This window comes from Paenarthrobacter sp. OM7 (genome assembly GCF_029873575.1).
GTDB lineage: Bacteria > Actinomycetota > Actinomycetes > Actinomycetales > Micrococcaceae > Arthrobacter.
This window is the reverse complement of record NZ_CP123579.1, coordinates 4341233-4363740: the sequence shown is the minus strand read 5'-3', so window position 1 is coordinate 4363740 and position 22508 is coordinate 4341233. Positions and strand designations below refer to the sequence as shown.

22 protein-coding genes and 2 pseudogenes are annotated in these 22508 nt (G+C 61.9%); 10 read left to right on the top strand and 14 right to left on the bottom strand.

Features of this window, described 5'->3' with window-relative positions:
* Positions 1-66 precede the first annotated feature (66 nt).
* The 4 genes from QEH68_RS20125 to QEH68_RS20110 all read left to right on the top strand — a co-directional run bounded on the left by QEH68_RS20125 (position 67) and on the right by QEH68_RS20110 (position 2742).
* Entirely contained in the window at positions 67-861 is a 795-nt protein-coding gene (locus QEH68_RS20125; protein WP_157731945.1) for a sugar isomerase domain-containing protein, read from the top strand.
* Between the two features lie 78 nt (positions 862-939).
* Positions 940-1602: an HAD-IA family hydrolase gene (locus QEH68_RS20120; protein ID WP_280624596.1), complete on the top strand. Its 663-nt coding sequence runs from the start codon at positions 940-942 to the stop codon at positions 1600-1602.
* Between the two features lie 9 nt (positions 1603-1611).
* Complete coding sequence (locus QEH68_RS20115; RefSeq protein WP_280624590.1) at positions 1612-2460, top strand: hypothetical protein; 849 nt, start codon at positions 1612-1614, stop codon at positions 2458-2460.
* Positions 2461-2601: 141 nt separating this feature from the next.
* Positions 2602-2742 (top strand): hypothetical protein, encoded by a 141-nt coding sequence (locus QEH68_RS20110; RefSeq protein WP_280624589.1) that lies wholly within the window; start codon positions 2602-2604, stop codon positions 2740-2742.
* Positions 2743-2903: 161 nt separating this feature from the next.
* On the opposite strand, the gene QEH68_RS20105 is transcribed toward QEH68_RS20110, so the two are convergent.
* Together QEH68_RS20105 and QEH68_RS20100 are read right to left on the bottom strand one after the other, a co-directional pair.
* Entirely contained in the window at positions 2904-3161 is a 258-nt protein-coding gene (locus tag QEH68_RS20105) for a hypothetical protein (protein ID WP_280624587.1), read from the bottom strand.
* A gap of 43 nt (positions 3162-3204) precedes the next feature.
* Entirely contained in the window at positions 3205-4134 is a 930-nt protein-coding gene (locus tag QEH68_RS20100; protein ID WP_280624585.1) for an NAD(P)/FAD-dependent oxidoreductase, read from the bottom strand.
* 77 nt (positions 4135-4211) lie between these two features.
* On the opposite strand from QEH68_RS20100, the gene QEH68_RS20095 reads away from it, so the two are divergent.
* Positions 4212-4808, top strand: a complete 597-nt coding sequence (locus QEH68_RS20095) for an XRE family transcriptional regulator (RefSeq protein ID WP_280624583.1) — start codon at positions 4212-4214, stop codon at positions 4806-4808.
* Here QEH68_RS20095 and QEH68_RS20090 read toward each other — a convergent pair.
* Positions 4805-5077: pseudogene (locus QEH68_RS20090) on the bottom strand (FCD domain-containing protein). The gene QEH68_RS20095 and the pseudogene QEH68_RS20090 overlap by 4 nt on opposite strands.
* Before the next feature lie 177 nt (positions 5078-5254).
* On the opposite strand from QEH68_RS20090, the pseudogene QEH68_RS20085 reads away from it, so the two are divergent.
* Positions 5255-6094 (top strand): annotated as a pseudogene (locus QEH68_RS20085) ((Fe-S)-binding protein); the annotation flags it as partial.
* Between the two features lie 36 nt (positions 6095-6130).
* Here QEH68_RS20085 and QEH68_RS20080 read toward each other — a convergent pair.
* From QEH68_RS20080 to QEH68_RS20060, 5 genes are read right to left on the bottom strand one after another with little or no spacing between them, the layout of a single operon-like run.
* Positions 6131-7240 (bottom strand): Gfo/Idh/MocA family oxidoreductase, encoded by a 1110-nt coding sequence (locus QEH68_RS20080; RefSeq protein WP_280624580.1) that lies wholly within the window; start codon positions 7238-7240, stop codon positions 6131-6133.
* Positions 7237-8349 carry a Gfo/Idh/MocA family oxidoreductase gene (locus tag QEH68_RS20075; protein ID WP_280624555.1) on the bottom strand — a complete coding sequence of 371 codons (1113 nt, stop codon included), beginning with the start codon at positions 8347-8349 and terminating at the stop codon, positions 7237-7239. The genes QEH68_RS20080 and QEH68_RS20075 overlap by 4 nt, the downstream gene beginning before the upstream one ends.
* Positions 8324-9223, bottom strand: coding sequence for a YhfZ family protein (locus QEH68_RS20070; protein WP_089596711.1), 900 nt, complete (start codon positions 9221-9223; stop codon positions 8324-8326). The genes QEH68_RS20075 and QEH68_RS20070 overlap by 26 nt, the downstream gene beginning before the upstream one ends.
* Positions 9224-9246: 23 nt before the next feature.
* Positions 9247-10059 (bottom strand): sugar phosphate isomerase/epimerase family protein, encoded by an 813-nt coding sequence (locus QEH68_RS20065; protein WP_280624554.1) that lies wholly within the window; start codon positions 10057-10059, stop codon positions 9247-9249.
* A 15-nt stretch (positions 10060-10074) separates the two neighbouring features.
* On the bottom strand, positions 10075-11166 hold the full coding sequence (locus tag QEH68_RS20060) for a Gfo/Idh/MocA family oxidoreductase (protein WP_280624552.1): 1092 nt from the start codon (positions 11164-11166) through the stop codon (positions 10075-10077).
* Between the two features lie 411 nt (positions 11167-11577).
* Here QEH68_RS20060 and QEH68_RS20055 point away from each other — a divergent pair, with 411 nt between their 5' ends.
* The 4 genes from QEH68_RS20055 to QEH68_RS20040 are packed head-to-tail and all read left to right on the top strand — an operon-like array spanning position 11578 to position 15024.
* On the top strand, positions 11578-12921 hold the full coding sequence (locus QEH68_RS20055; protein ID WP_280624551.1) for an ADP-ribosylglycohydrolase family protein: 1344 nt from the start codon (positions 11578-11580) through the stop codon (positions 12919-12921).
* Entirely contained in the window at positions 12918-13043 is a 126-nt protein-coding gene (locus QEH68_RS20050) for a hypothetical protein (RefSeq protein ID WP_280624550.1), read from the top strand. The genes QEH68_RS20055 and QEH68_RS20050 overlap by 4 nt, the downstream gene beginning before the upstream one ends.
* A 1-nt stretch (position 13044) precedes the next feature.
* On the top strand, positions 13045-13974 hold the full coding sequence (locus tag QEH68_RS20045) for a ribokinase (protein ID WP_280624549.1): 930 nt from the start codon (positions 13045-13047) through the stop codon (positions 13972-13974).
* 27 nt (positions 13975-14001) lie between these two features.
* On the top strand, positions 14002-15024 hold the full coding sequence (locus QEH68_RS20040) for a LacI family DNA-binding transcriptional regulator (RefSeq protein ID WP_280624547.1): 1023 nt from the start codon (positions 14002-14004) through the stop codon (positions 15022-15024).
* Between the two features lie 14 nt (positions 15025-15038).
* On the opposite strand, the gene QEH68_RS20035 is transcribed toward QEH68_RS20040, so the two are convergent.
* The 6 genes from QEH68_RS20035 to QEH68_RS20010 form a co-directional block, all read right to left on the bottom strand.
* Positions 15039-15854 carry an NAD(P)-dependent oxidoreductase gene (locus QEH68_RS20035; protein ID WP_280624545.1) on the bottom strand — a complete coding sequence of 272 codons (816 nt, stop codon included), beginning with the start codon at positions 15852-15854 and terminating at the stop codon, positions 15039-15041.
* Positions 15855-15924: 70 nt separating this feature from the next.
* Positions 15925-16107: a hypothetical protein gene (locus tag QEH68_RS20030; RefSeq protein WP_280624543.1), complete on the bottom strand. Its 183-nt coding sequence runs from the start codon at positions 16105-16107 to the stop codon at positions 15925-15927.
* Positions 16044-17117, bottom strand: coding sequence for a cellulase family glycosylhydrolase (locus QEH68_RS20025; RefSeq protein WP_280624541.1), 1074 nt, complete (start codon positions 17115-17117; stop codon positions 16044-16046). The genes QEH68_RS20030 and QEH68_RS20025 overlap by 64 nt, the downstream gene beginning before the upstream one ends.
* A gap of 101 nt (positions 17118-17218) precedes the next feature.
* Positions 17219-18634 carry a right-handed parallel beta-helix repeat-containing protein gene (locus tag QEH68_RS20020; protein ID WP_280624539.1) on the bottom strand — a complete coding sequence of 472 codons (1416 nt, stop codon included), beginning with the start codon at positions 18632-18634 and terminating at the stop codon, positions 17219-17221.
* 86 nt (positions 18635-18720) lie between these two features.
* The gene (locus tag QEH68_RS20015; protein WP_280624537.1) at positions 18721-20757 is read right to left on the bottom strand and encodes a heparinase II/III family protein; all 2037 of its coding nucleotides are present in this window, start codon (positions 20755-20757) and stop codon (positions 18721-18723) included.
* Positions 20758-20837: 80 nt separating this feature from the next.
* Positions 20838-22472, bottom strand: a complete 1635-nt coding sequence (locus QEH68_RS20010) for an extracellular solute-binding protein (protein ID WP_280624536.1) — start codon at positions 22470-22472, stop codon at positions 20838-20840.
* Positions 22473-22508 lie beyond the last annotated feature (36 nt).

Genomic DNA, 22508 nt, shown 5'->3' with positions numbered 1-22508 from the left:
CACTACTACCTCAGCTGTATCGGAACCGCTGGTATGGCTAATGACAAATGTGAAAGGACCAATCTCATGAGTTGGATCGCGGAAGCCCGCAACGTCCTCGACCGCATCGAGGCGACGCAAACCGAAGCCCTCGAGACCGCTGCGGCCATTGCAGCGGAGGCCATTGGTGGCGGCGGAGTCGTCCACACTTTCGGCACGGGACACTCTCGTATTCCTGTCGAGGAAATGTTTCCCCGCTACGGTTCATACCCCGGCTGGCACCCGATTGCAGAGCTGTCGATGACATTCCACACTGAAATCGCAGGGGCCAACGGGCAGCGGCAGGCCATGTTCATTGAACGTGTTCCGGGGCTGGCAGAAGTGATCTTCTCCAACTTCAAGCTCCGTCCCACCGATGCCATCCTGATCTTCAGCGCGACGGGCCGCAACGCGGTCCCGGTCGAGACTGCCATGATCGCCAAAAAGGCCGGCCTGAAAGTCATTGCCGTCACCTCCATCAGTGAGGCGCGATCGGTTCCCCCGACGCACGCCTCAGGCACCATCCTGGCCGACCATGCCGACGTCGTCATCGATATTTGCACGCCCCTGGGCGACGCAGCCGTCACCATCGATGGCTGGGCCAACAAGGTAGGCCCGGTCAGCAGCATCTCCAACATTGCGATCGTCAACACCCTCAAGGTCCTTACTGCGCAAAAGCTCGCGGATCAGGGAATCGAGCTGCCCGTCCTCACGGGTGCCCAGATCGTCGGCGCCGAACAATCCCACCACTTGTTCGAAAGCGCCTACTTGGAACACGCCCGTCGCAAAGCCGACGTGCTCCGCGTCAGTGAGGAATTGGTTGCCACTGCCGACCAGAGCTGACCACCAGATGCGCCGCGGGGGCCAGGACAAGCTGTTCCGGTCCCCGGGCTGCGGGCCATCCCGGAACGGATAAAGGGCATGATCACCACAACAATTCCTGCCGTACAAGCGGTTCTTTTCGACATGGACGGTACCCTGATCGACTCCACCGCCAACAGCCATCATTGTTGGTCCCGGTGGGCTGACCGGCGAGGTATTGCGGACCGGTCCTTCCAGGAGTGGTACGAAGGCATCCCCGCACGCCAAATAGTGGAAGCACTTGTCCCGGCGGTGGAAGTGGACGCCGCACTGGCGGAAATCGTTCGGATTGAGGCGACGGAAACCCACGGCATCACTGCGTTTCCCGGCGTGCCCGGACTCCTGGCCAGCATCCCTGATACCCGGAAAGCAATCGTCACCTCCAGTGTCAGGACCGTCGCCGCCGCCCGGCTGGACGCCGCGGGCATCATCGCGCCTACCGTGCTGGTCACTGCCGGCGAAACGAGCCGCGGCAAGCCGGACCCGGCACCTTTTCTCCTGGGGGCCCAAAGATTGAAAGTGGACCCGAGGAAGGTTGTTGTTTTTGAAGATGCCCCCGCGGGAATCGCCGCTGCACGTGCAGCAGGATCATTCGTCGTTGCCATCGAAGGAACACGGCGCGCCGCTGACCTCGCCGAAGCGGATCTGGTCATCAGCGGGCTCGACGCCGTTCGGGTGGAGGTCATCGACGGCGGCCTTCAGTTCTACGTCCGAGCAGCCTGAAAGGCGCCGATGCAGATCCGTATAGGCAATGATCAGCTCAGTGCAGTCATCGACAGCACCGGTTCAGAGCTCATTTCCCTTCAAAGTCGAGAGCAGGAACTGCTCTGGGAGGCAGGGCCCGAATGGGCTCGCCACGCCCCTATTCTCTGCCCGGTCATCGGCCGGGTTGCAGAGGATGTCATCCGGCACAACGGCCTACGCTACCCAGTGACCCAGCACGGCTTCGTCCGGGACAGCGGCTTCACAGTGGTCCGGTCCGCTCCGGACTCCACCCACCTGCGCCTGGACCACCATCCGGAGGACGCTACAGGGTTTCCGTTTCCCTTCGCGCTGGAAACACAGTGGCATCTTGCGGCCAGGCAACTGACCGTGACGTTCATCCTCACGAATTCCGGCCATTCCCCCCTGCCGGCCTCGCTGGGCTGGCACCCCGCATTTGGCTGGAAAAGGGATGAGGATTTGGACTTGGTTTTTGAACGTCCCGAAACGGGCTCTACCCGGAGGGTCAACAGCGAAGTGCACCTCACGCATGAACGCTATGACTCTCCGCTCAAAGGCAATTCCCTGAGGTTGACGGAGGAACTGCTGAGCGAAGGGGCCTTGATCTTCGAGTCATTGAACAGCCGCACCGTCAGGCTGGTCTCCTCCGATGGTCCGGTACTCAGCATGGCTTTCCGGGGATTTCCCCATTTGGCGGTATGGAAAAAGCCCGGGGCGGATTTCGTTTGCCTGGAACCGTGGTCGGACCTGCCGCATGAAGAGGGAGAACGGCGGGAACTCTCTTCGGTCCCGACTGAACTGCTGATGCCGGGAGCAAGCAAAGAGTATTCGTGCCGTTTACGCATCCACGGCAAGTAGCTGTTTAGCCGGCACCACCCCGATACGACTTCTCAGCGAAGATGCCGCCCTGCCAGTCGGCGCCGGGCTCGGCGTCGTCGTCGTCGGGTATCTCATGGCGATGGTGTCCCGGGACCCTTCCCGGCAGGGACCGCGAACCACATGACTCTCTCCGCCGGAGTGGCTTCCCAAGCTCCTCATGCGGCCCCGGCCATGACGCTCGTCAAGTACCTCGCGTCCCGAACCGCCCTTCGCGCCTACCAAGGGGTAGGCCTTGAAGCTGTGGGAACGGGTAGCGGGTAAATCATCGGTGCAGCTTGGCAGATTTCCAAGGACGCGCGACGCCCCTTGGCCTCGACCTCCCTGCACACGGTGGGCTAGTGGCCGGCGCCCGGGAGCGGGTCAGAGTGCAAGGCGGTGCGGGCACTTGTCTCCCGCACCCGCACCGCCGTCGGCCTTCACCGTTATTGCTTGGCTGATGAACGTCGGGTCATCAGCCGAACCCGGGCGCGGTGCAGCTGTGGCATGAGGCCGTAGATCACGATCGGCACCGCAATGGTGGCGAGGATGAAAGTACGGAGGACGGGAGTCAGCGTCCCAAGCCATTCGCCGAGCACCAGGTTGATGACCACCAGGGTCGGAAACACGGCAAGCCAGATCATGATGGCGAGTTGGTGCTTGGTGGGAGGCGGGACTTTTGCGGACGTGGTGGGGTTGGTCATGAGTACTCCTGGGTTGTGTGGTGATGAGGGGGGTGGTAGAGGGTCAGTGGCCAAGGGCGAAGGCCTCCATGGCGATCCGAATGTCCTCGGCAACGAGGTCGGCGTTGATGGCGATGGCCGAGGCGGAGCCTTCACCCGCGGCGGTAATGACTTGGGCTCGTGGGTTGGCCACGTTTCCGGCCACCCAAACTCCTGGAACGGACGACAGCCCTTGGGAATCCTTGACGGGCCAACCGTCGCCGTCTGTTTCGCAGCCGAGGCGAAGCAGCAGATGGTTGTTGGGTACAAACCGTGGGGGCACGAACAAGGCGGTACGGGGGATGACGCGCCCGTCTTCCATGCGAACTCCGCTGAGGTGGTGGTTCTCCACCAGGACACGTTCCGGCGTGCCTTCCACGATGCCGATGGACCTGGCGACGAGTTGGGATCGCTGATCAATCGAAAGACTGTCAGTCGGCGTGAACAGCACAACGTCGTCGCTCCACTGACGAACGATCTGCGCATAACGGACTGCGTCCGGCGATCCGCCTATAACGCCCAAGGCTTGGTCGCGAACCTCGTATCCATGGCAGTAGGGGCAGTGCAGAACATCACGGGCCCACCGATCCTGAAGCCCCGGTATGTCCGGCAGCTCATCGTTGAGACCCGTCGCGATCAGCAGCCTCCGGGCGGTCATCCGCCGGCCGTCGGCGAGCAGGACCGAGAAGGATGACTTTCCGCACTGCACGAGGTCGCTCACCGTGGCGTTGAGGATTTCGCCCCCATACGCCTCCACCTCGTTCCGTCCGGTGGCCAGCAGTTCGCCCGGTGGCATGCCGTCTCGGGACAGGAAGCCATGCAGATGCGCGGCCGGGGCATTGCGCGGTTCCCCGGTATCCATGACCAGGACACGTCGGCGTGCCCGGGATAGGACCAGCGCCGCGGACAGGCCGGCGGGTCCTCCGCCGACAATAATGACCTCGTAGTTGCTCATGCCTTCAAGGCTGTCCGGGCTTCCCGGTTTCGACAACAAACGTTGCTGTTTCCGGGAATCCCGCGTTGGATTGGGCTATGGACCCTACTGCAGCAGTGATCGCGTCAGCCTTGGATCAGGTGGGTCCCAGGCTGAAACGGTTGCGTAACCAGCGACAGGTAACTCTGACCAGCCTTGCAGCTGCGACCGGCATCTCCAAAAGCACCTTGTCCCGCCTGGAGACCGGTCAACGCCGCCCCAGCCTGGAACTGCTCCTTCCGCTGGCGCAGGCCTACAACGTCCCTTTGGATGATCTAGTGGGTGCTCCGGAAGTCGGCGATCCCCGGATTCGTCTTAAACCACGGGTGGCGAACGGGAGGACAGTTGTTCCGCTGACCAGGCACCCCGGAGGCGTCCAGGCGTGGAAGATCGTGATCCCCGCTGCCAAGAAGGAGCCCGAACTCAAGACCCATGAGGGCTATGAGTGGCTTTATGTCCTGTCCGGGCGTATGCGCCTTGTCCTTGGAGACAATGACCTGACGCTTGGGCCGGGCGAGGTGGCTGAGTTCGACACCCGCGTCCCGCACTGGTTCGGCAGTACGGGAGGGCATGGGGCTGAAGTTCTGAGCCTCTTCGGGCAGCAGGGGGAGCGGCTGCATGTCAGGGCCAAGTCCAGTAAGGAGTACAAGCACTAGCCTGCGGCGGGTTGCCCTTCCATGGCTTCGGCCAGACGGTCCCGTGCACGGCCCAGATGCTCATCCAGCAGCGCAGCAGCGGCGTCGGGCTCCCCGGCTTCAATCAACTCCAGGATTTTCTGGTGTTCTGCGTGAATCAAGGAAGTATCCAGGAGGTTCAGGGTCTGTACCCGGACCATGCATAGCCGGACCTAGCCCACCAGGGAACGGTACATCCGGCTGATACGTTCGTTTCCCACTGCGTCAATCAAACTCGTATGGAAGCGCATGTCGGGCTCCACCACGTCCAAGGGGGTGCCGCTCTGCAGCGCGGCGATGTCGCGGTTGGCCTGGACGGCAGCCTCGGGCACTTTTTTCCGGAGGGCAAGCCGCCGCTTGCAGGATTGCTGCGTGCCAGTGCAGCCCGGGGCGTGTCGCTGACATTCAGATCCGGCGGAATCAAGCCACCCAATACAGCGGCGCGGGCTGTCCTGGGGGCAGATGCTGTACCCCTGTACTCCACTGAGCTTCCAGGCGGAGGTTCACCGCGGAAACGCCCTGCTCCTTCGGGGCATGTTGATGCCGTCTATTTCCCTGCCTGCGTCAACACCATGTTCGGTCCGGCAGGGGCATCACCTGAAGCCGGCGGACGCGGCGTGCAGTACAGCTTTGAACAACTGTCTGCCCGGGCAGGGCTAACGCTCCTGGTTCCACAAGGTATTGACGGCCTGTGCTGCGGGACGCCGTGGTCCTCCAAAGGGATGGCTGACGGCCAGGAAACCATGGAAGCGAAAACAGTTGCAGCGCTCCGGCACGCCACCCGTGACGGCGAGTTGCCCATCGTCTGCGACGCCTCTTCCTGCACGGAGGGCCTCCGCCATGCCGTGGAATCCGACGTCCCCGCCGAGGGTCAGCTTCCCCTGCGCATCGTTGACGCCGTGGACTTCGCCGCAGAACGGATACTGCCCCTGCTGCCCGAGCACGGGAAACTTCAAACATTGGTGCTGCATCCCACCTGCTCGTCAACGCGGATGGGACTTAATGATGCGCTGGGCGTGGTTGCCGGTGCCGTGGCGGAACGCGTGGACATTCCCGAGAACTGGGGTTGTTGTGCGTTTGCCGGTGACAGGGGCATGTTGCATCCGGAACTGACGGCGTCGGCAACAGCGCGTCAGGCCGCGGACGTAGCGGACCTGAACGCTGCTGCCCATGCCTCCTGCAACAGAACCTGTGAGCTCGGCATGACACAGGCAACAGGTTCCCGAAACCGGCACGTACTGGAGCTCCTTAAAGAGGTCACCCGTTAAGGGGCTTGGTGCTGGCAAGTCACGCCGGCGGGAACCTCAATCTGCGTGACGAGCATCGACGGTGGCCGGGTCAACCGGCACATGCGTGCGGGCCGAATGCAGGGCAGCAAAGCAGAGCCGCAAGCTGGCAAGGGAAGTCTCCGCAGAGTTTCGAGCGGAACGGCCCGTCTCCACAGCGTCCATCAGTTCGGCCATGGTGCCGCGCATTCCGTTGCTCCACCAGTCTCCCTGGAGATCAATGGCTGAGGAGCCGTCTTGGCGCGTCAAGGTCACCACCTCGCCGCCAAGGCTGTGCCCCTCATGTGCAATGGTGCCCTCCGTGCCTTCGATACGGTACATGCCCTTTTCCGCCAGCGGGGCCGAAGCCCGGAAGGAGATAGTGGCGCGCGCCGCCGCGTACTCAATAACGACGTCGGCATCTGTTGCTACCGGAACCTTCGCACCGCGGCGATGGCCAACACTGGCATAAACGCGCTGGGCGTCGCCTGCTTTGCTCATCAGCTGGGCCACAACATCGAACCAGTGGATCCCGAAGTCATAGAGGATCAAATCCTCCATGGTGGAAAAGTGGGGATCATGTTCGAAAGCCTGATCATGCGGCCAATAAACAGTGAAGTCAGCCGACGTCGGTTCGCCCACAGCACCATCGGACACCAAAGCCAGGGCGGCGGCGAAATGCGGCGCCCACCGGCCATTATGGTTGACCGCGAGGGTTCTGCCGGTCGTCCGCGCTTCCTCGACAAGGCGCTCGCCGTCGGCGATGCTGCTGACGAACGGCTTTTGGCTCAGCACGTGCTTGCCGGCCCGCAGCGCCCGGCGGATGAGTTCCGGGCGGCCGGGAACGTGGGTGGCGATGTCCACAATGTCCACGGCCGGATCCGAAAGGACGTTTTCGACGTCGGTGGTCACCCGGGACTGCGGGGCATACGCTTCTCGCCGGGCTTCTGCCTTGGCGAGGGTGCGGTCACACAGGACCACGACGTCGAACCCCGCCTCTTGGTAAGCGGCCAGTTGCGCTTCGCTGATGAAGCCGCAGCCTATCAGCCCAATTCCGTGCCCCGCGGTCCGGGGAACAGGGGGGAGGTACCGGGCTGCCGACGTGAAGGCTTCCGCGCTGTTGGTGGTTGCAGTGCTGTTGGTGGTCACAGTGTGTCCAATCGAACCGGCGTCTGATCAGCCGCGCTTTGAGCAGCTGCTTCGACAATCAGGTGGCCCGCCATGCTGACTTCCAGCGACACCGGGCCCTCCAGGGGCAGCCCGTGATCCAATGCGTGGATCAGGTTGGGCACTCCGCCGGTATCACCCGGTGCAAGCTCGTCCACCGGAATGGCCTGTCCCTCAGGATGCGCGTTGTCCTGAACCTGGACGGCTTCGGCGTAGTCGAAACTGGCGATGGTTCCGGCGCTGCCGACGATCACGAAGCCGCAGCGTGGATAGGGCTGGTGGGTCCACGGGTCGGTGAAAGTGCCCCAACGGGTCTGGAAGGTGGACAAGCCTGAGCGGTAGGAAGCAATCACCACCGACTGTTCGTCCACCTCATCCCCGGGGCTGATGTGGGTGCGGGCCGTAACATCCGTGGGAAGTTCGCCGTCACGGAACCAGGTAGCAAGAGTAGCGCCGTAGCCGAGGTAATCACGCAGGGAACCACCGCCTTCAGCGGCCGAGTACCACCACGTTGAAGCTTTCGCCTTGGCGACCTCTGCGTCGTCCACCTCATGCTTGCCATGGGTGTGGAACAAAGGGCCCCTGTTGCCGTCGTAGTAATGCACTTCGAGAACGCAACCGATCACGCCTTCGCTGATAAGGCGGCGCGCTGTTCTGTGGACGGGGTACCACGCCAGCGGCCAATTGACCCCCACCAAGACGCCCGGAGCCGAGGCTGCCGCACCCACGATTGCCCTGGCGTCGTTCACGGTGGACGCCAAGGGCTTCTCGAGGAGCACGTGGATCCCCCGCTCCACAAAGTAGTCCACGTACCGGCGATGGTCCGCCGTTGTGGAGCAGACCACGGCGATCTGCGGAGCTGTCTCTGCGATGAGGGCGTCCAGGTCACCGTATTGAAGGTGGGGCGGGACCTCGAGTTCCGCGCACACCTGCTGCATTCGGTCCGGGTTGCTGTCCCAGGCTCCCACCAACAGGGCGCGGGGATGGTCTTTGATAACGCTGATCTGATCGCCGGCGTGCATATGGTCGAATCCGACCACGGCGATGCGCCAGGGATCGATCTGCTTAGAACTGGGGGATGCGGCGTCCATCCATGACTTCCTTTTGAATTGTTTCCAAGGTTGCGGGGTCGAAGAGCCCCGTGATGATTCCGCCCACAGCCGCATCATGGCTGCCCCAGATGATCGAGGCCCTATCGAGGGCTTCATTGTCCGAGGTGGGCGGGTGTTGCAAGGCGTGGATCCGGATGCCGGCGGCCACCAGCAGCGGGCTGGAATTTGATTGATGCCAGACTGCGGCGTCAAAGTTTCCGTTGACTACTGATTCGGGAATGAAGGCATAGGGAGTATCCACCATCTCAGCGTTGGGAAACTCACGCTGCGTGAGGGTCACATGGTCAGTGGAGTTTCGGTCCACGGGAACCCGGGCAGGGATCCCCACCTCCTGGCCCGTGCGGGTGATCACCACCACGGACTGTTTACGGTAGAAGGTGTGGGGGCCCAAGGTAAGGCTGGTGGTCTGCTCGCCGATGGAATGGGCGACGGCGGCCGACGCCACTGTGAAATCCACCCGCTTGCTTTCCAGGAAGCGAAGACGCACCGCGCTGCCTTGCCGGAAGAGAAGCTGAAGAGGTATGCCTGCGCGCTCGGCCGCCTCGCTCAATCCGGTGGCAAGGCCGGTGAACTCGCGGGTGTCGGGCAGCGGCAGGACTCCGGTCAGGATGCCGCGGCCACTTGCAGCCCAAAGGTCAGGAAGAACCTTGGCCGTCAGGCGCCTCCCCGAGCTCCCGTGTGAGGAGGTCTGGATGGCGCCTGACAGTTCAAGGGTTCGCAGCGCTGCCTGTACAGTTCCCGCCCCGGTGCCGGCCATGCGGGCCAGCTCCGCAGTGGTCGGAACCTGCGCGCCCAGCGGCAGCGAGAGCGCCGCGTTGGCCAGGACGCTGACAGCGTCAATCGATTTCCCCATTGTTCTCCTGGTTCCTGCCTGGTTCAGCTAGTCCAAGCGAGAACCCGGCGCTTGCTCTCAATGACCTCCGGAGTGGGGTCGTAGGTGTCGGGCTCGTGCTCGATGCTAACCGGGCCGTTGTAGCCCATGGCGGCCATTTCCTTCAAGCAACCCTCAATGGGAACCACTCCGTCGCCCAGTGCGCACGACTCGTGAGCGCCCTCGGCCTTGATGTCCTTGAGATGGACGTGCTTCACCGTAGCACCCAGTTCGCGGATGGCGTCGGCAGCGCTGTAACCCTGGGTACCCCACCAGCCGGTGTCCACTGCAGTGCCCAGCACGTCATGGTCATCGCCGATCCTCGCAAGGATTTCCGCGGGAGTTTTCTCGGGGTGGTTTTCAAGGGCGAGAATGCGGCCTGTGCGGCGAAGGATCTCCAGCACTCCCTCGCGGTCCTGGGCCAATGCTTCACATATTCCCCCGAGGATGGTGGTGTTCAGGGCCGCGGCGACGTCGCACACGCGCTGGAAGTCATCTGCGGTCTTGCCGAAGCTTCCCGCGTAGCTGGCAACCTGAACGCCCCGGGCATCAAGTACCCGGCGTGCTGCAGAGAGATGGGCATCAGTGGCCCAGGTCCAGTTCAACTGGCCTGTCCAGACATCGATGGTCTTAAAGCCCGCTTCGACCGCGAGGTCGACAAACGCTCCGAAACGCTCTTCGAACGTCTCCACCGGACGGTAGTAGGCGTTGGCAGCATCGTCACCCTGCATCCAGCCTTCGGTCATGTTCCAGGCAAGCTGTTGGGCAACGAGGTTGGCGCCCATATAGGACAACTCGTACGTCTCTGTGCTCGTCATGTGATGGAAGTCCTTTCAGTTGTCCGCGAAGGCGGGAGTGTTGGAGGGCTGGCTTGCTTCAAGCGGCGAAACGAACGTGGACGTCACGGCAATGCGGGTACCGGCCTCGGCGGACGCCTTGACTGCTTCAAGGACCTCCACCACGTGGGCGGCATGCTCTGCTGTGACCAGGTGCCGGCGGTCTTCCTGGATGGACGCGGCAAGGTCAGCCAGCCCCAGGCACCAGTCAATGTCCGCGGTGCTCTCGCCCGGCACCAGCTCGGTAAACTTCCGGGCGTACTCTGCGCGGTGAATGCCCGCGTCCGCCCGCAGCCAGTCATCGAGCCGAAGCGAACCGTCCACGCCATGGAACTCCACGGCACGGGGAATGGTTGCGGAGTCAACAAAGAAAGTACAGGTCAAACGCAGGACGGCACCGTTGCCAAAACGTGCAACAACCACCCATCCGTCCGGAGTGCTCAACTGCAGCGTTTCGCCGGAGAGGGTAGTGCGCTCCGGGAGCATACTCACCGAAGTGGCAGTGACCTCGACGATGGGACCCAAAACCGCGGTGAGGTACGTCAGGGGGTAGACGCCGGCGTCGAACACGGGCCCTACCTGGTAAAAAGTGTCCGGGTTCGGGTGCCAGGTTTCGATCCTGCCCTGGTTAACCTCGGCAGTGACCAGCCGGACATCGCCGATTTCTCCCGCGCGTACCCTCCGCGCGGTCTCCAGGCTGGCTGCACCCAGCCACAGTGAAGGGGCGCAGGAGAGCCGGACACCAGCCGTGTGGGCAAGGTCCACCAGTTCAGCAGCTTCGGTTGCCGTCATGGCCAGCGGCTTCTCGCTGAACACGGTCAGGCCGTGACCGAGCAGTGCCTTGGTGGTGGAGTAGTGGTAGGGAGCGCTGGTCAGGTTTACCACGATGTCCGGACGTGCTGCAGACAACGCTTCCAGATCTGTGTAGCTGTCCACGCTGTGAGCTGCCGCGAACTCTTTCGCCTTGTCCTGCATGACGTCGAAGACGCCCACGAGCTCAAGCTCAGGATGCGTGGCCAGGCTTTGGGCGTAGGGCCCGGCAATATTACCGGTGCCTACGAAGGCTACGCGCGTTGTTGGAGCTGTCATGGATTTTCCTTCCAACGCGCCAAGCAGCACGTCTTTTGTGGGTGGTGCCGCGCTAAAGGCCGGGGTGTGGCGTGTGCGGGCGATGGGTGGCAGTGCGTGTTTGAAGTTATATTCATTTTTTTGAAAAGTCAATGGTTTGACTGCCTGTCGACGAGGAATCGGGCCAATAGTAAATAGTGAAAACTAATGCCTTGTGCCCTGCGTCACGGCGACGTACACTTATCGAGTCAACACGTGTTGAGTCCTCTAAACAAAGGACTCAACGAAGCATCGAGTGACCACCCCACTCTGATGGCCCTGGGCAGTGTCCCCGCTGCCCAAGCCGTGCCCCCCACGCTGCTTCCCCTTCCCTTTTCGGATACAGCGCGCATAGATGCGCCTCCGTGCCCTCTCCCAAGAAGGATTTGTTCCATGGCTGCACCATCTCCCCACTTCCCCTCCACAGCATTTGATCCGCTTTCGGCCTGGGATCTATTGCGCGATGAAATCCGCCAGCGCCAGGAAACCGGCTACGACGTCGCGGATGTCGCCCGCCGCGCGGAAACTACAGACCCCCACAACCGTGAACAGGTGTTGTTGCTCGTTGACGAGCTCGCATCCGTGCAGCGTTCAGCTGAATGGCAGTACGTGGAGCCGGAAGGCGTGGAAGCCATACGGTCTTCCTTGCCCACTGCTCCGCCCGTTGCTGAGGTGGAAGCCTCAACGTTGTCTGACAAGATCCATGCTGCTTGGCTGGGTCGCATCGCAGGCTGCAATCTCGGCAAGCCGGTGGAACTGGGCGACTACTGGACCTCGGACCACATCAAGGCCTACTTGCAGCTTGCCGGCGCTTACCCGCTCCGTGACTACGTGCCCGCGCTGGACCCCATGCCCGCTGGTTTCGAGTTGCGTGAATGCTGGACTGAAACCACCTTGGGCAACGTCAACGGCTCGTCCCGCGATGACGACATCGATTATTCGATCCTTGCCCTGCACCTGTTGGAAACACACGGCGCGGACCTGTCGCCCGAGCATGTGGCCGATGCCTGGACGGCCCTGTTGCCGCTGCGTCAGGTGTTCACTGCAGAACGAGCCGCGTACATCAATATCACCAATGGCCTGACGGGCCCGGACATTGCCAACTACCGCAACCCCTACCGTGAATGGATCGGCGCCCAAATCCGTGGTGATGTGTATGGCTATGTTTTCCCCGGAGACCCGTGGAAGGCGGCCGAGCTGGCCTTCCGGGATGCGTCACTGTCACATGTGGCAAATGGGGTCTACGGCGAGATGTGGGCTGCTGCCCTCATCTCTGCCGCCTTCACTTCCAACGATGCCACCGAAGCCATCAAGGTATCGCTGTCGGTGGTTCCGCCCGGATCCCGGCTTGCCGAGGCCATCCACGCCGTGCTGCAACTGCACAAGGATGGCCTTGATTGGGACCAGGCCCTGAAGCAAATCCAGTCACTGTATGGGCACTACTCCTGGGTGCACACGGTCAATAACGCGGCCCTGGTGGTCGCCGGACTCCTGTGGGGCGAAGGTGACTACACCCGATCGGTGGGACTGACTGTGATGGGCGGTTGGGATACCGATTCCAACGGCGCCACCGTCGGCTCCGTAGCCGGAATCCTCGCGGGAACGGCGAAGCTGCCCTCACACCTTATCGATCCCCTGCAGGACAGGGTCCGGTCCGCGCTGTTCGGCTTCGACAACGCACGGATCTCCGACCTCGCAGAGCGCACGTTCAGCCTCGCCGTGAACGGCCTTAAGTGACCGAACTTTCCCTGATCAGCTCAGCGGGCATCATCATGATCGCACCGATGTTGATCCTGTTCCCGATACTTCAGCGTCGCTTCATCGACGGACTTGCCTCGTCGGGATTAGGAGGTTCATAGCGTGAGCAGCAACAGCACCGTGCTGGTGGTGGGATCGGCGAACATGGATTACATCGTCAAGGTCGTGGTTCCACCAGCACCCGGTGAAACCGTCCTGGCCAAAGCACTGGTCAAGCACGCAGGAGGAAAAGGCGCCAATCAGGCCGTGGCCGCTGCCCGCATGGGCGCCAAGGTCCGGTTCGTCGGATGTGTCGGAGACGACAGAGACGGCGAAAACCTGTTGCGTGCCTTACGCCAGGAAGGCGTCGATGCGGCAGCCGTGGAAATAGCGGCACACGAGCAAACCGGGCTGGCCCTGGTTTCCGTGTTCCAGAGCGGCGAAAATTCCATCACAGTAGTCCCCGGCGCGAACTACGCCCTGCATGCGAACAGGGTCCGCCGGGCGATTGGGTCAGACACCCTGCCACCCGTGGTGGTCCTGCAGGCGGAGATCAGGCCGGAGGTCATCCACGCGGCCATCGATGCGGCGGCGGAGGCGCACAGTCGTATTGTCCTTAACCTGGCTCCCTATCAGGCGATGCCGGAGGCGACCCTCTCCTTCTGCGATCCACTCATCGTCAACGAATCCGAAGCCGCCGCTATGGTTGGCTTTCCCGTGAGCGATCTTGACTCGGCACAGCGTGCCCTGAAAGTCCTGCGTGATTCAGTGCGCTCGGCTGTGATCACCATGGGTGCCCAAGGAGCCTGCTGGTCCGACAGCTCCGGGGAAGGACTCGTTGGAGCCCCCACCGTGGACGCCGTGGTGGATACCACCGGCGCCGGCGACGCTTTCGTGGGGGCTTTGGCTGCGGAACTGTCAGCCGGCGCAAGCCTCGAGCAAGCAACTACCGTCGGCGTTGAAGCAGGAAGCTTCGCTGTGGGCCGGTTCGGCGCGCAGTCTTCCTACCCGATGCGTGATGAACTGGGGTCGGTGACAGCTGGTCATTCTTAGAAGAACTGGGTCAAAAAGGAGCAGGACATGGTGACGCGAGCAGACGTTGCGTCACTGGCGAATGTTTCGCCGGCAGTCGTCAGCTACGTCATCAATGGTGGCCCCAGGCCGGTATCCCGGGAAGCCCGGGCACGGGTCAACGCAGCCATCGAAGCACTGGACTACCGGCCGAACGCAGTGGCATCCGCTCTCCGGGGAGGATCCACTAAGAACGTGGGCCTCCTTATCCCCAGCCCGGTCAACCCCTACTTCGCGGAGCTGGCCGAGGTCATTGAGCACGAGCTTCTGCAAGCCGGCTTTCTGCTTTCCATCGGGATCACCCACGAGGATGCCAAGCTGCAAAGAACCCATGTCCGCTCCTTGATTGACCGAAGGGTGGACGGACTGCTCCTGATCTCTTCGGACGCTCTGGCGAAGATCCGTGAACACAAGGAACAGCTGCCGCCAATTGTGGTGGTTGACCGCGTAGACGACACAGATTCCACCTCTTGTGTCCACGTGGACAATATCCAGGGTGCGGCCACCGCCGTCGAACATCTTCAAAGCTGGGGCCACAGGCGTATCGCCTGTATCAGCGGACCCTGGCCCCTGAGAACCAGCAAGGACCGGGTGCAAGGGTGGCGGGAACAGCAACGGCGGGCCTCGGCGCCCCATTCACCGGATCTGGTGGCCCAAGGGGCGTTTACTCCTCAAGGCGGCGCGGAGGCAGCCACCAGCCTCCTGAGTCCGGAGCATCGGATGCCTGGATACGACGTTCCCACTGCCGTTTTTGTCAGTTCCGACGCGCAGGCCCATGGGGTCCTGCACGCCTGCAGCAGTCTGGGACTGCGCGTCCCCGAAGACATTTCCATTGTCTCGTTCGACGGAACCCAGTCCGCGCGCTTCACGCAACCGCCGCTGACCACCCTGCGGCCACCCCTCAAAGACATCGGAGCCAGCGCAGTGCGGCTGTTGCTGGCGAGGATCGCATCACCCAAGGAGCCAAAGGAAAACCTTGTTTTCCAAGGAAATTTGGTGGTAGGCGGTAGTTGCGCCCCGCCTAAGGGGTAGCCAGGAACCGTTCCCTAGGTCCAGTCGGTGTTGATGGGGTGTTGGGGATCAATGAACGTTCCGGCGATGAGCTCGGTTTTAGGGTCCTTGGGGTCATCCTTGGGAGAAGAAGCCATGCTCTGGAGGTGGTCTTCGGCGTCGTCCTGCGGGAAGAACCCGATTGCTTCTCCGGGTCCCAAGGGTACGGTCCCTTTGCTGTTCCGTGAGCTTCCCCAGACGATGTGGAAGCCCGGTTCTGCCAGTTGTATGGCTGCTTCTACAAGGCGTGCTGCGTCGTCGTGGGAAAACCAGGTGAGCCGTTGCCGTTGCCCGGACGGATGTTCACCGAATTCCATGATCCGTGCTGCTACCACACGCATGCTGAAGCGGTCGGCGTAGAGGCTGCCGATTGCTTCTCCTGCCGCTTTCGTCACGCCGTAGAGGGTGTCAGGTCGTGGCGGAGCAACCGGGCTTTGGCTTGCGGATTCGAACGTGTTGTAGCCGACGCAGTGCAGTGAGCTGGCGAAGAACACGTTGGGGACGCCGGCTGCGCGCGCACTTTCAAAGGCCGTGTAGGTTCCGGTGATGTTCGTGTCCACAAGCTCGGCCCAAGGCCGTTCCGAGGGGTCCCCGCCCAGGTGCACCAGGGCCCGGGCTCCCAAGCATGCCCTGGTGGTGCCGTCGAGGTCGGTGACCGGAATATGGTGGAATTCCTCGTTGACGTCCAGCGGTCCCTCCGGTGCGGTCACATCCAGAAGCCGGATGGTCCGGCCGGATTTCCTCAACCGTGGGCGCAGCGCGGTAGCGATGCGCCCAGCACCGCCAGTGATGACGATCGTTTCCGGTGGCATTGTTCCTCCTTCTGCGGGACCTGCTGAGGTCTCGATGCCGGGACTTGAGCTTCTTCAGGGCAGCATGCCATTAAACTATGGCGGTGATCCCGCGGCTGGCCAGGTAGCGGTCATCGTTGGCTTTACTTCTGAGGATGATCGCCGGGGACTCGCCGGAGTCGATGACGGCGAAGAAGCGGTCCGCGAAGGTCAGGTCCGGCGTCTGGTCGTCGTCAAGGATAAGTGCCGTATTGCGTGGTTGGGGTTCGGCCACGCTTCCCGCTTTGACTTCGGCGATGATGCTCGCGAAACGGGCGCCGGTGGGTTTGACGTGGTTGTCCACGGTGAGGAGGCCGAGGTCGTATTCGAGTTCGACGAAGCCTGTGAGCTCTCTGTTGATGTCGTGAGAACACCACCAGGTAATGCCCCATAGATTTTCGACGCTGAGCGCGGATCGGGTTGCTTGTCGACGTATGTTTCGCGTTCTTGAGCTGTCATCCAGTCGTTTGCGACGCCGTATTCCTGAAGCCAGACGGGCCGGGTGGGGTCGTCCTGGAATGCTTTGGCGAGTTCGAGCATGAATTCGGCCAGATGGAGTGTGCCGGTACCGAGCGGGCCGTACTGCTCGAGTGCACCGGTGAAGTAGCTCCAGGCGTGGATGGGCGTGAGCCCACCGGTGTTGGCCAGCGTGGGCCGACCAAAGGGAACGTCGGCTGCCAGCCACGGTGCGTGATCCATGCCAACGGAATGCAATTTTCCAGGGGCAAGCTGCTGGCAATGGTCCAGGAGGGTCCGGACCCAGGCGTCCCCTTGCGGCTGGGTTGTGACATTTTTTGTTGAAGTGGCCAGGACGCAGGGTTCGTTGGCGACATCGAAGCCCAGGAAACGCGGGTGGGTACCTACCCGCTTCGCCAGCGAATCGAGGAGCGACAGCTGAGCGGTTATGGCTGCCTCGTCGGTGAAGATGTTGACGTTGTCGTGCAGCCACGAGGGGCGGAAATCGAATCCGCTAAGCCAGCCATTGAAAACCGTCACGATGACGTCCATGCCGTTGGCCTCGGCCAGATCCAGAAGGCGGACAAGGCGATCAAGCATGGTGTTGCTCACCATCCCCGGGTTCGGTTGCAGCAGCGGCCAAAGGCAGTGCACGCGTACGTGGTCGCATCCGAGCTGGGCTATGGCCTGGAAATCGTCCTGGAAATCTTGGTCGATCCAGTCATTCCACGAGTACCACCAGCCTTTGCTGGGCACGTAGTTGACCCCGAAACGGGTTGCCTGCGTCATGTCGATCTCTTTCGCGGTGTCTAGGTTCCCGGAGTGGGATTAGGAAGTGCCCGGTCCGGCGGTGGGGCTACCTGCCGGACCGGGCATCGGCGCCGGTAAGGTCAGGACCCGTAGCCGTTTGCCCTGTAGGCGCCTCGGTCGATTCCACGTCCTGGCGGGCGCGTCTTGCCCGTGAAATCGTCTTTTGGAGCCAGGTTCTTGGTGCCGCTGCCGATCGCGGGGGAGCCGTCTTGCAGCCTGAAGTCTGCGTCGGCTGGGGTTAGGGCCGGGCTAACGAACTGGGGGTCCGCAATGAGGTCGTTGGGACCAACGACCTCCGGGGCCCGGCCGTTGTAGTAGATGTTGTGGTCGTAGAGGACGTTGATGTTTTTGTAGGCGGAGTTGGTGGATTTACCGGTCCGGACGTAGGAGATGTTGTTCAGGACGTTGCAGTCCTCGCTGACCCAGGCGCCGATGTTTCCGTAGTCCAGGGCGGGGCTGGCGGCGTTGAGGTAGGCGGTGTTGTTGATGATGTCCACGCCGTTGGCTTTGTAGGAGTGGATCCCGGATCCGCCGTTGTTGATCACGATGTTGTTCGCTACCAGTGTCCGGCCCTTGTACCGGGTTCCGCCGGCTTCGGTGCCCAGGGTGGAGTCGACGATGATGCCGTTGCCGTCGGAGATCTTTCCCTGCTGCCGCCAGGGGATGAAGGACTGGTTGTCATAGACAAGGTTGTTCGTGAAGATGTGTTTGTACCCGGTGCTGGAGTCGAAGTTTGACGGGACCAGGGTGGAGATGCCGCTGTTGGCGAAGATCGAATACCAGGCGTTGGAGTGCACCGTGTTCCCGTGCACGGTGAGGTAGTCCGCCTTTGTTGCTGCGATGCCGCCGCCTGGCCAGTGGTGCACGAGGTTGTTGCGCACCGTGATGTGGTGGGAGCCGGCTCCGCCGGCGTTCCCGGCGGCCGGTTGGATGGCGATGCCGTTCGCGTTGTAGGTGGGGGTGGCTTTGAGGCGCAGTTCGTAGGCGTCTTCGTATTTCAGTCCGGCGCTGAGTCCGCTCAGGGTCAGGTTTTCGATGGTGATGTAGCTGGCGCTGGTGATCCTGATGCCGGTCCAGGAGTTCCGGGTCACTGTGATCACGGGTGTGTGGTTCGGGAACGCGGTGTAGGTGATCGGTTGCCCGGCCGTGCCCGAGCGGGTGATGATCAGTGTGCCTTGGTTCCCCGGGGCACCGTCGTCGATGTAGGTGCCATTCATGATCAGGACAGTATCCCCGGGCTCGGTCACGTTCGAGGCTGCCTGCAAAGTGTTGAACGCCCGCTCCGGGGAGCTGCCGTCATGGTCAGGGCCTGTACCGGCGTCAGCACGGACGTAGATCTTACGTCCAGCGGAGGCCATGGCCGCTTTGGTCAGCAGCGCACCTTCCTCAATGGTGAAGCCCACCGCTCCCACGGCTGCACCAATGCCCATCAACCGCAAAACATCCCTCCGTCCGGGACTCATCTTCGTTGACGTGTCGTTCGAGATCTTTTCCATGCGTAGTCCTTTCGGGCAGCCACAAGTGACTGCACTTATTCATTGATTCAAGGAGCAGTTCGGAATGTTTGATTGGTTGGAAGGGGTTACTTGCCGGATTTCGCCGGCGTTTCCTTGAGGAGCCGCGTCAAGGGAAGCAGAACCTTTGTATGGTCCGGCAGTCCCAGTTCTATGCTGCCGTCGGCCTGGGCGTAGGCGTGCCAGTTCTGAATCTGTGAGTCGTGGTCCATGATGATGATGTACACGGCCCGGTGACGGGTGCCGGCAGTGGCCGTGGAGAAGGTGTGCACGTGGCCGCTGCCTTCCTTGCCTTGCCCCGGGGCATTCGGGTGGGGGTCATAGACGTCATGCAATGCCGAGAGCTCTGTTTCCACGGGGGCCGCAGACGCCAGCCCATCAGTTTCGCCGCTGAGCTGGAAGAACTTCACTGCAGCATCCCCGCGCCGGAAGACCAGCCGGGTATCAGTGGCGCGATTGGTCCGTAGTTTGTTGTCCCGGTTGTTCAGGACGAACTGGGAGTTGACCACCATGGGCCTTGCGGTCTCGATGTCGTCAACGATCACCGCCACATGAGGCAGCCAGGTTACCCACGTCCGTTGTGCACGCGTCACCGGCTTTCCGTAAGCGTCCGCGATGTCGGCGCCGAACACTGAAGCTGGGCCGGGAAAGACGTTCTCCACAGTTTCCGGCGCACGGCGAAGGCCCAGGGCATCAATACCGAGGCTCTGTTTCTGGTGCATGGTTTGTCCGGATGCCGGGTCCGAGAAGGACCAGGTGCTGTGGGCGCTACTATCTTTGGCGTCTTGGTAGGCGCGCAGCCGGTAGCAGCAGTGACCGGGATCAGTGAAGAACACTTCGCCGCCATGACCAGCGATAAAGCTGCCCTGATCGCGCTGGCGGTGTGACGCCGTCGGCAGTTTGTCGTGGCCGTTGCGGACCGCAACGACAGTTCGGGTGTCCGTCCAGTTGTCCCGCGCAATCACCGTTCCTTCTGCGAAGCTCTGAACCTCAGGCAGGCCTGCTGCCACCGGCGATACGGCATCCGCCGCATCCGCCAGATGAGACAAGCTGATCCAGCTGATCTGATTGAAGAACCCGAACGAGGCAAGATCGGTAGGAGCCAACTCAAGATCGGCGTAACCCTGTTCGAACAGCCAACGGGCCAGGCCAGCTGCTTGTGGGTCCTCAAGATGGTGTGCCATGCAGAGTAGTGAGTCTGCCGGAGGCCGGCCGGTCATGGCCGAGTCACCGAAGTTGAGCAAGGTCAGGTGCTTGCCTTCACCCCAAAGGCCTTCCTTGGTGGAGAACATGACCGAATGGGCCACCCAAGGTAGGCTGCGGGCTGCTGGAACCAGTAGCCCAGGATCGGTTCCTGGAAGCCCGGCTGCGCTCATCAACTCGTAAAGGTGGGTCAGATGGAGAGTCGCGTAGCCCCAATACTGCAGGGATTCCGGGTAGCTGTCCCTTTGGTACAAGGTTGCAGTCTTTTTGAAGCGATCCGGAAGCGTCACGATGTCCTGGTCCGAACCGACGGCGAGGGCCATGGCTGCGTAGCCATCCAGCAGCACCATGTACCAGTTGTTCAGTTCCCGGCCGGGTTCAGCCCCACGGACCGGAAGCCGATCCTGCGCTTCGAGCCAGCGTCGGCTGGGTTCCAAGCCCTTGGTGATCACAGCCTCTTCAATGGTTTGACGCTCAGCCGGGCTGAAGATTTCCGGGCAGAGCTCCAAAGCGATGGCAACAGCCAGCCCTACGTGCGCGGTCTCGAGGTAGGCAATGGTGGGGCGTGTTTTAGCCCGGAAGGACGGGCCCACCCATTCGTCGGGGCTCAGGGCGCAGATCCGCAGCACTTCGCCCCGAAGCCAACCTTCAAGAACGGGATCGGGCCGGTACGCGTGGGCAAAAGCCACGTCACTGATCCGTTCCCAGCAGACATGCCACCACTCGGCCAGCTCGCCCGGGTTACTAACTGTCTCTTGGGATGACCATTTGGTGGCACGGGCAAGGAGAACGTCCACCATCCGGGCGGCGCGGGGGTTCGAAGCGCACGAGGCGGCGATCTTTTCCACATCGAGTCGACCGGTCAGGCGAAAGGTAGGGGCGGGATCGATTACAAATGACATTCTGCCAAGGTCCTATACAGGTTGATGGGGTAGCTGGCCGGAGCTGGCTGATACAGATCGGGGGGTGTTCCGCCCTCTTGCTAGGCGTCTTTCTGGTCGGCGTACGCTTTGGCCAGTTCTTCCCGGATCTTTTTTCCACTTCCGCTGTTGTAGACCTCGATTGCCGAGTCCCAAGCGGAGATGTCCGAGCGTCCCGTGACGACCGCGTTGCTGACGTCCGAAAGTTTGCGCAGGATGTCAGACTCTTCGCGCTCCATGGTTTCGGAGTCCAGGCCGAGCGCAGGATTCGCGGTTCCGTTGGAAACGATCTTTTCGTAAACCTCGAAGGCACGTTTGGTGGCTTCAGGCTTATTGGGGACCTGGATGAATTCCTGGGCTTTGGCAATGTAGGAAACAGGGGTGGTGTTCGCATTTTCGGTGGACGCCAGTTTGGTCATTTCCAGGCCATCAGGGGTGCGCTTGAAGTGCTGGCCCTCAACACCCTTCTGAACCAGTTCCCATTCCACGGTGCCGTACGGGGCGGCCATGTAGTCACAGAGGCGCAGAAGCATCTTGATACGCTCCGGATCGGCCTTCTTGAACACGGTGTAACCGAAGATTCCAGATCCAAGCCAGCTCTGCATCTCCGTACCGAAAGGAACTGCGATGTCGGTCCGGAAGTTGCCCCCGACCCGGTCGAAGAAGGTACCGTTGCCGTAGTTCATGAAGTTGCCCGGCACTGCTGCGACATTCTTCGCATAGTACTGATTCATCATGTCGTTCTGGGACGCCGTGTTGGAGCTGGGGTGGTACAGCCCCTCCTTATAGAGATCGCGTGCCAACTCAATGCCGGACCTGAACTCTGCTGTCTGGCGGGTGGCCGTGAACTCTCCGTTCTCTTCCTTCCACTGGTTCGGTGCTCCGAAGGGACCGGCCATCGTGTCCAGGGAGAAGTCCCAGCCGGCAAAGGCACCAAGGCCGTAGGTGGAGCCCTTGGTGATGTCACGCAGGGACTGGGTGAACTGTTCCTTGGTCCACGGTTCAGGAGCACCGGCTGCGTCGAACAGGTCCCGGTTGACGTGCAGGACCCCTCCGGCCCTCGCGCGCGGGTTGGGGATACCGTAGATGCCGCCGTCAATGCGTCCCATGGCTTCCCAGGCGTAGCGGGGAAGTGCTGCCAGGTTGGGGTACTCCAGGATGTTGTCACCGCTCAGGTATTCGGTGAGGTCCTGGCATTTGGCCTTCACAAACTGCTTGGCCCGCGGCATGGGCGGTGAGGCAGGAATCAACATGGTGTCCGGCAGGTCATTGGACGCCGTGATGGTGGATAGTTTCTGGGTGTACTCGGAGGCCGGAACGATGTTGAGCTGAATGTCTGTGTTCGTGGCTTTGTTAATGGCCGCCCAACGGATGTTCTGGGGAGCGGGGTTGGGCGGCGGGCTGTAACTAAGGATCAGCGATGAAACCTTGCTGCCGTCACCCACTGTTTTTGTCACTGACTGGGCCAAGTCCGTTGGGTACTTGAAAAAGCCATCAATGCCGTTGGGGCCCAAGGTGCTGGGAAGGTCAGGTTTAGGTCCAACCGCCTTGGCGAACGTAGGCCATGGGGCCACGTTGGAACTGCTGGCAGTTGACCCGCCACCGGTGGAGCAGCTAACCAGTGCGGGGCCAAAGGCTGCACCCAGGGCGCCGGCGCCGAGGAACTGCAGAACGCTTCTACGGGAGGGCTGATTCATCGAAATCTCCTTTGATGTGATTCATCCGAGTACGTG

Excerpts from the sequence above, each read along its gene's own strand:
- QEH68_RS20100 (WP_280624585.1), bottom strand. The coding sequence starts at position 4,134 with ATGAGCAACTACGAGGTCATTATTGTCGGCGGAGGACCCGCCGGCCTG.
- QEH68_RS20060 (WP_280624552.1), bottom strand. The coding sequence starts at position 11,166 with ATGACAGCTCCAACAACGCGCGTAGCCTTCGTAGGCACCGGTAATATT.
- QEH68_RS20025 (WP_280624541.1), bottom strand. The coding sequence starts at position 17,117 with ATGACGCAGGCAACCCGTTTCGGGGTCAACTACGTGCCCAGCAAAGGC.
- QEH68_RS20120 (WP_280624596.1), top strand. The coding sequence starts at position 940 with ATGATCACCACAACAATTCCTGCCGTACAAGCGGTTCTTTTCGACATG.
- QEH68_RS20035 (WP_280624545.1), bottom strand. The coding sequence starts at position 15,854 with ATGCCACCGGAAACGATCGTCATCACTGGCGGTGCTGGGCGCATCGCT.
- QEH68_RS20065 (WP_280624554.1), bottom strand. The coding sequence starts at position 10,059 with ATGACGAGCACAGAGACGTACGAGTTGTCCTATATGGGCGCCAACCTC.
- QEH68_RS20015 (WP_280624537.1), bottom strand. The coding sequence starts at position 20,757 with ATGTCATTTGTAATCGATCCCGCCCCTACCTTTCGCCTGACCGGTCGA.
- QEH68_RS20105 (WP_280624587.1), bottom strand. The coding sequence starts at position 3,161 with ATGACCAACCCCACCACGTCCGCAAAAGTCCCGCCTCCCACCAAGCAC.
- QEH68_RS20070 (WP_089596711.1), bottom strand. The coding sequence starts at position 9,223 with ATGGGGAAATCGATTGACGCTGTCAGCGTCCTGGCCAACGCGGCGCTC.
- QEH68_RS20115 (WP_280624590.1), top strand. The coding sequence starts at position 1,612 with ATGCAGATCCGTATAGGCAATGATCAGCTCAGTGCAGTCATCGACAGC.
- QEH68_RS20110 (WP_280624589.1), top strand. The coding sequence starts at position 2,602 with ATGACTCTCTCCGCCGGAGTGGCTTCCCAAGCTCCTCATGCGGCCCCG.
- QEH68_RS20125 (WP_157731945.1), top strand. The coding sequence starts at position 67 with ATGAGTTGGATCGCGGAAGCCCGCAACGTCCTCGACCGCATCGAGGCG.
- QEH68_RS20075 (WP_280624555.1), bottom strand. The coding sequence starts at position 8,349 with ATGGACGCCGCATCCCCCAGTTCTAAGCAGATCGATCCCTGGCGCATC.
- QEH68_RS20010 (WP_280624536.1), bottom strand. The coding sequence starts at position 22,472 with ATGAATCAGCCCTCCCGTAGAAGCGTTCTGCAGTTCCTCGGCGCCGGC.
- QEH68_RS20055 (WP_280624551.1), top strand. The coding sequence starts at position 11,578 with ATGGCTGCACCATCTCCCCACTTCCCCTCCACAGCATTTGATCCGCTT.
- QEH68_RS20040 (WP_280624547.1), top strand. The coding sequence starts at position 14,002 with ATGGTGACGCGAGCAGACGTTGCGTCACTGGCGAATGTTTCGCCGGCA.
- QEH68_RS20020 (WP_280624539.1), bottom strand. The coding sequence starts at position 18,634 with ATGGAAAAGATCTCGAACGACACGTCAACGAAGATGAGTCCCGGACGG.
- QEH68_RS20095 (WP_280624583.1), top strand. The coding sequence starts at position 4,212 with ATGGACCCTACTGCAGCAGTGATCGCGTCAGCCTTGGATCAGGTGGGT.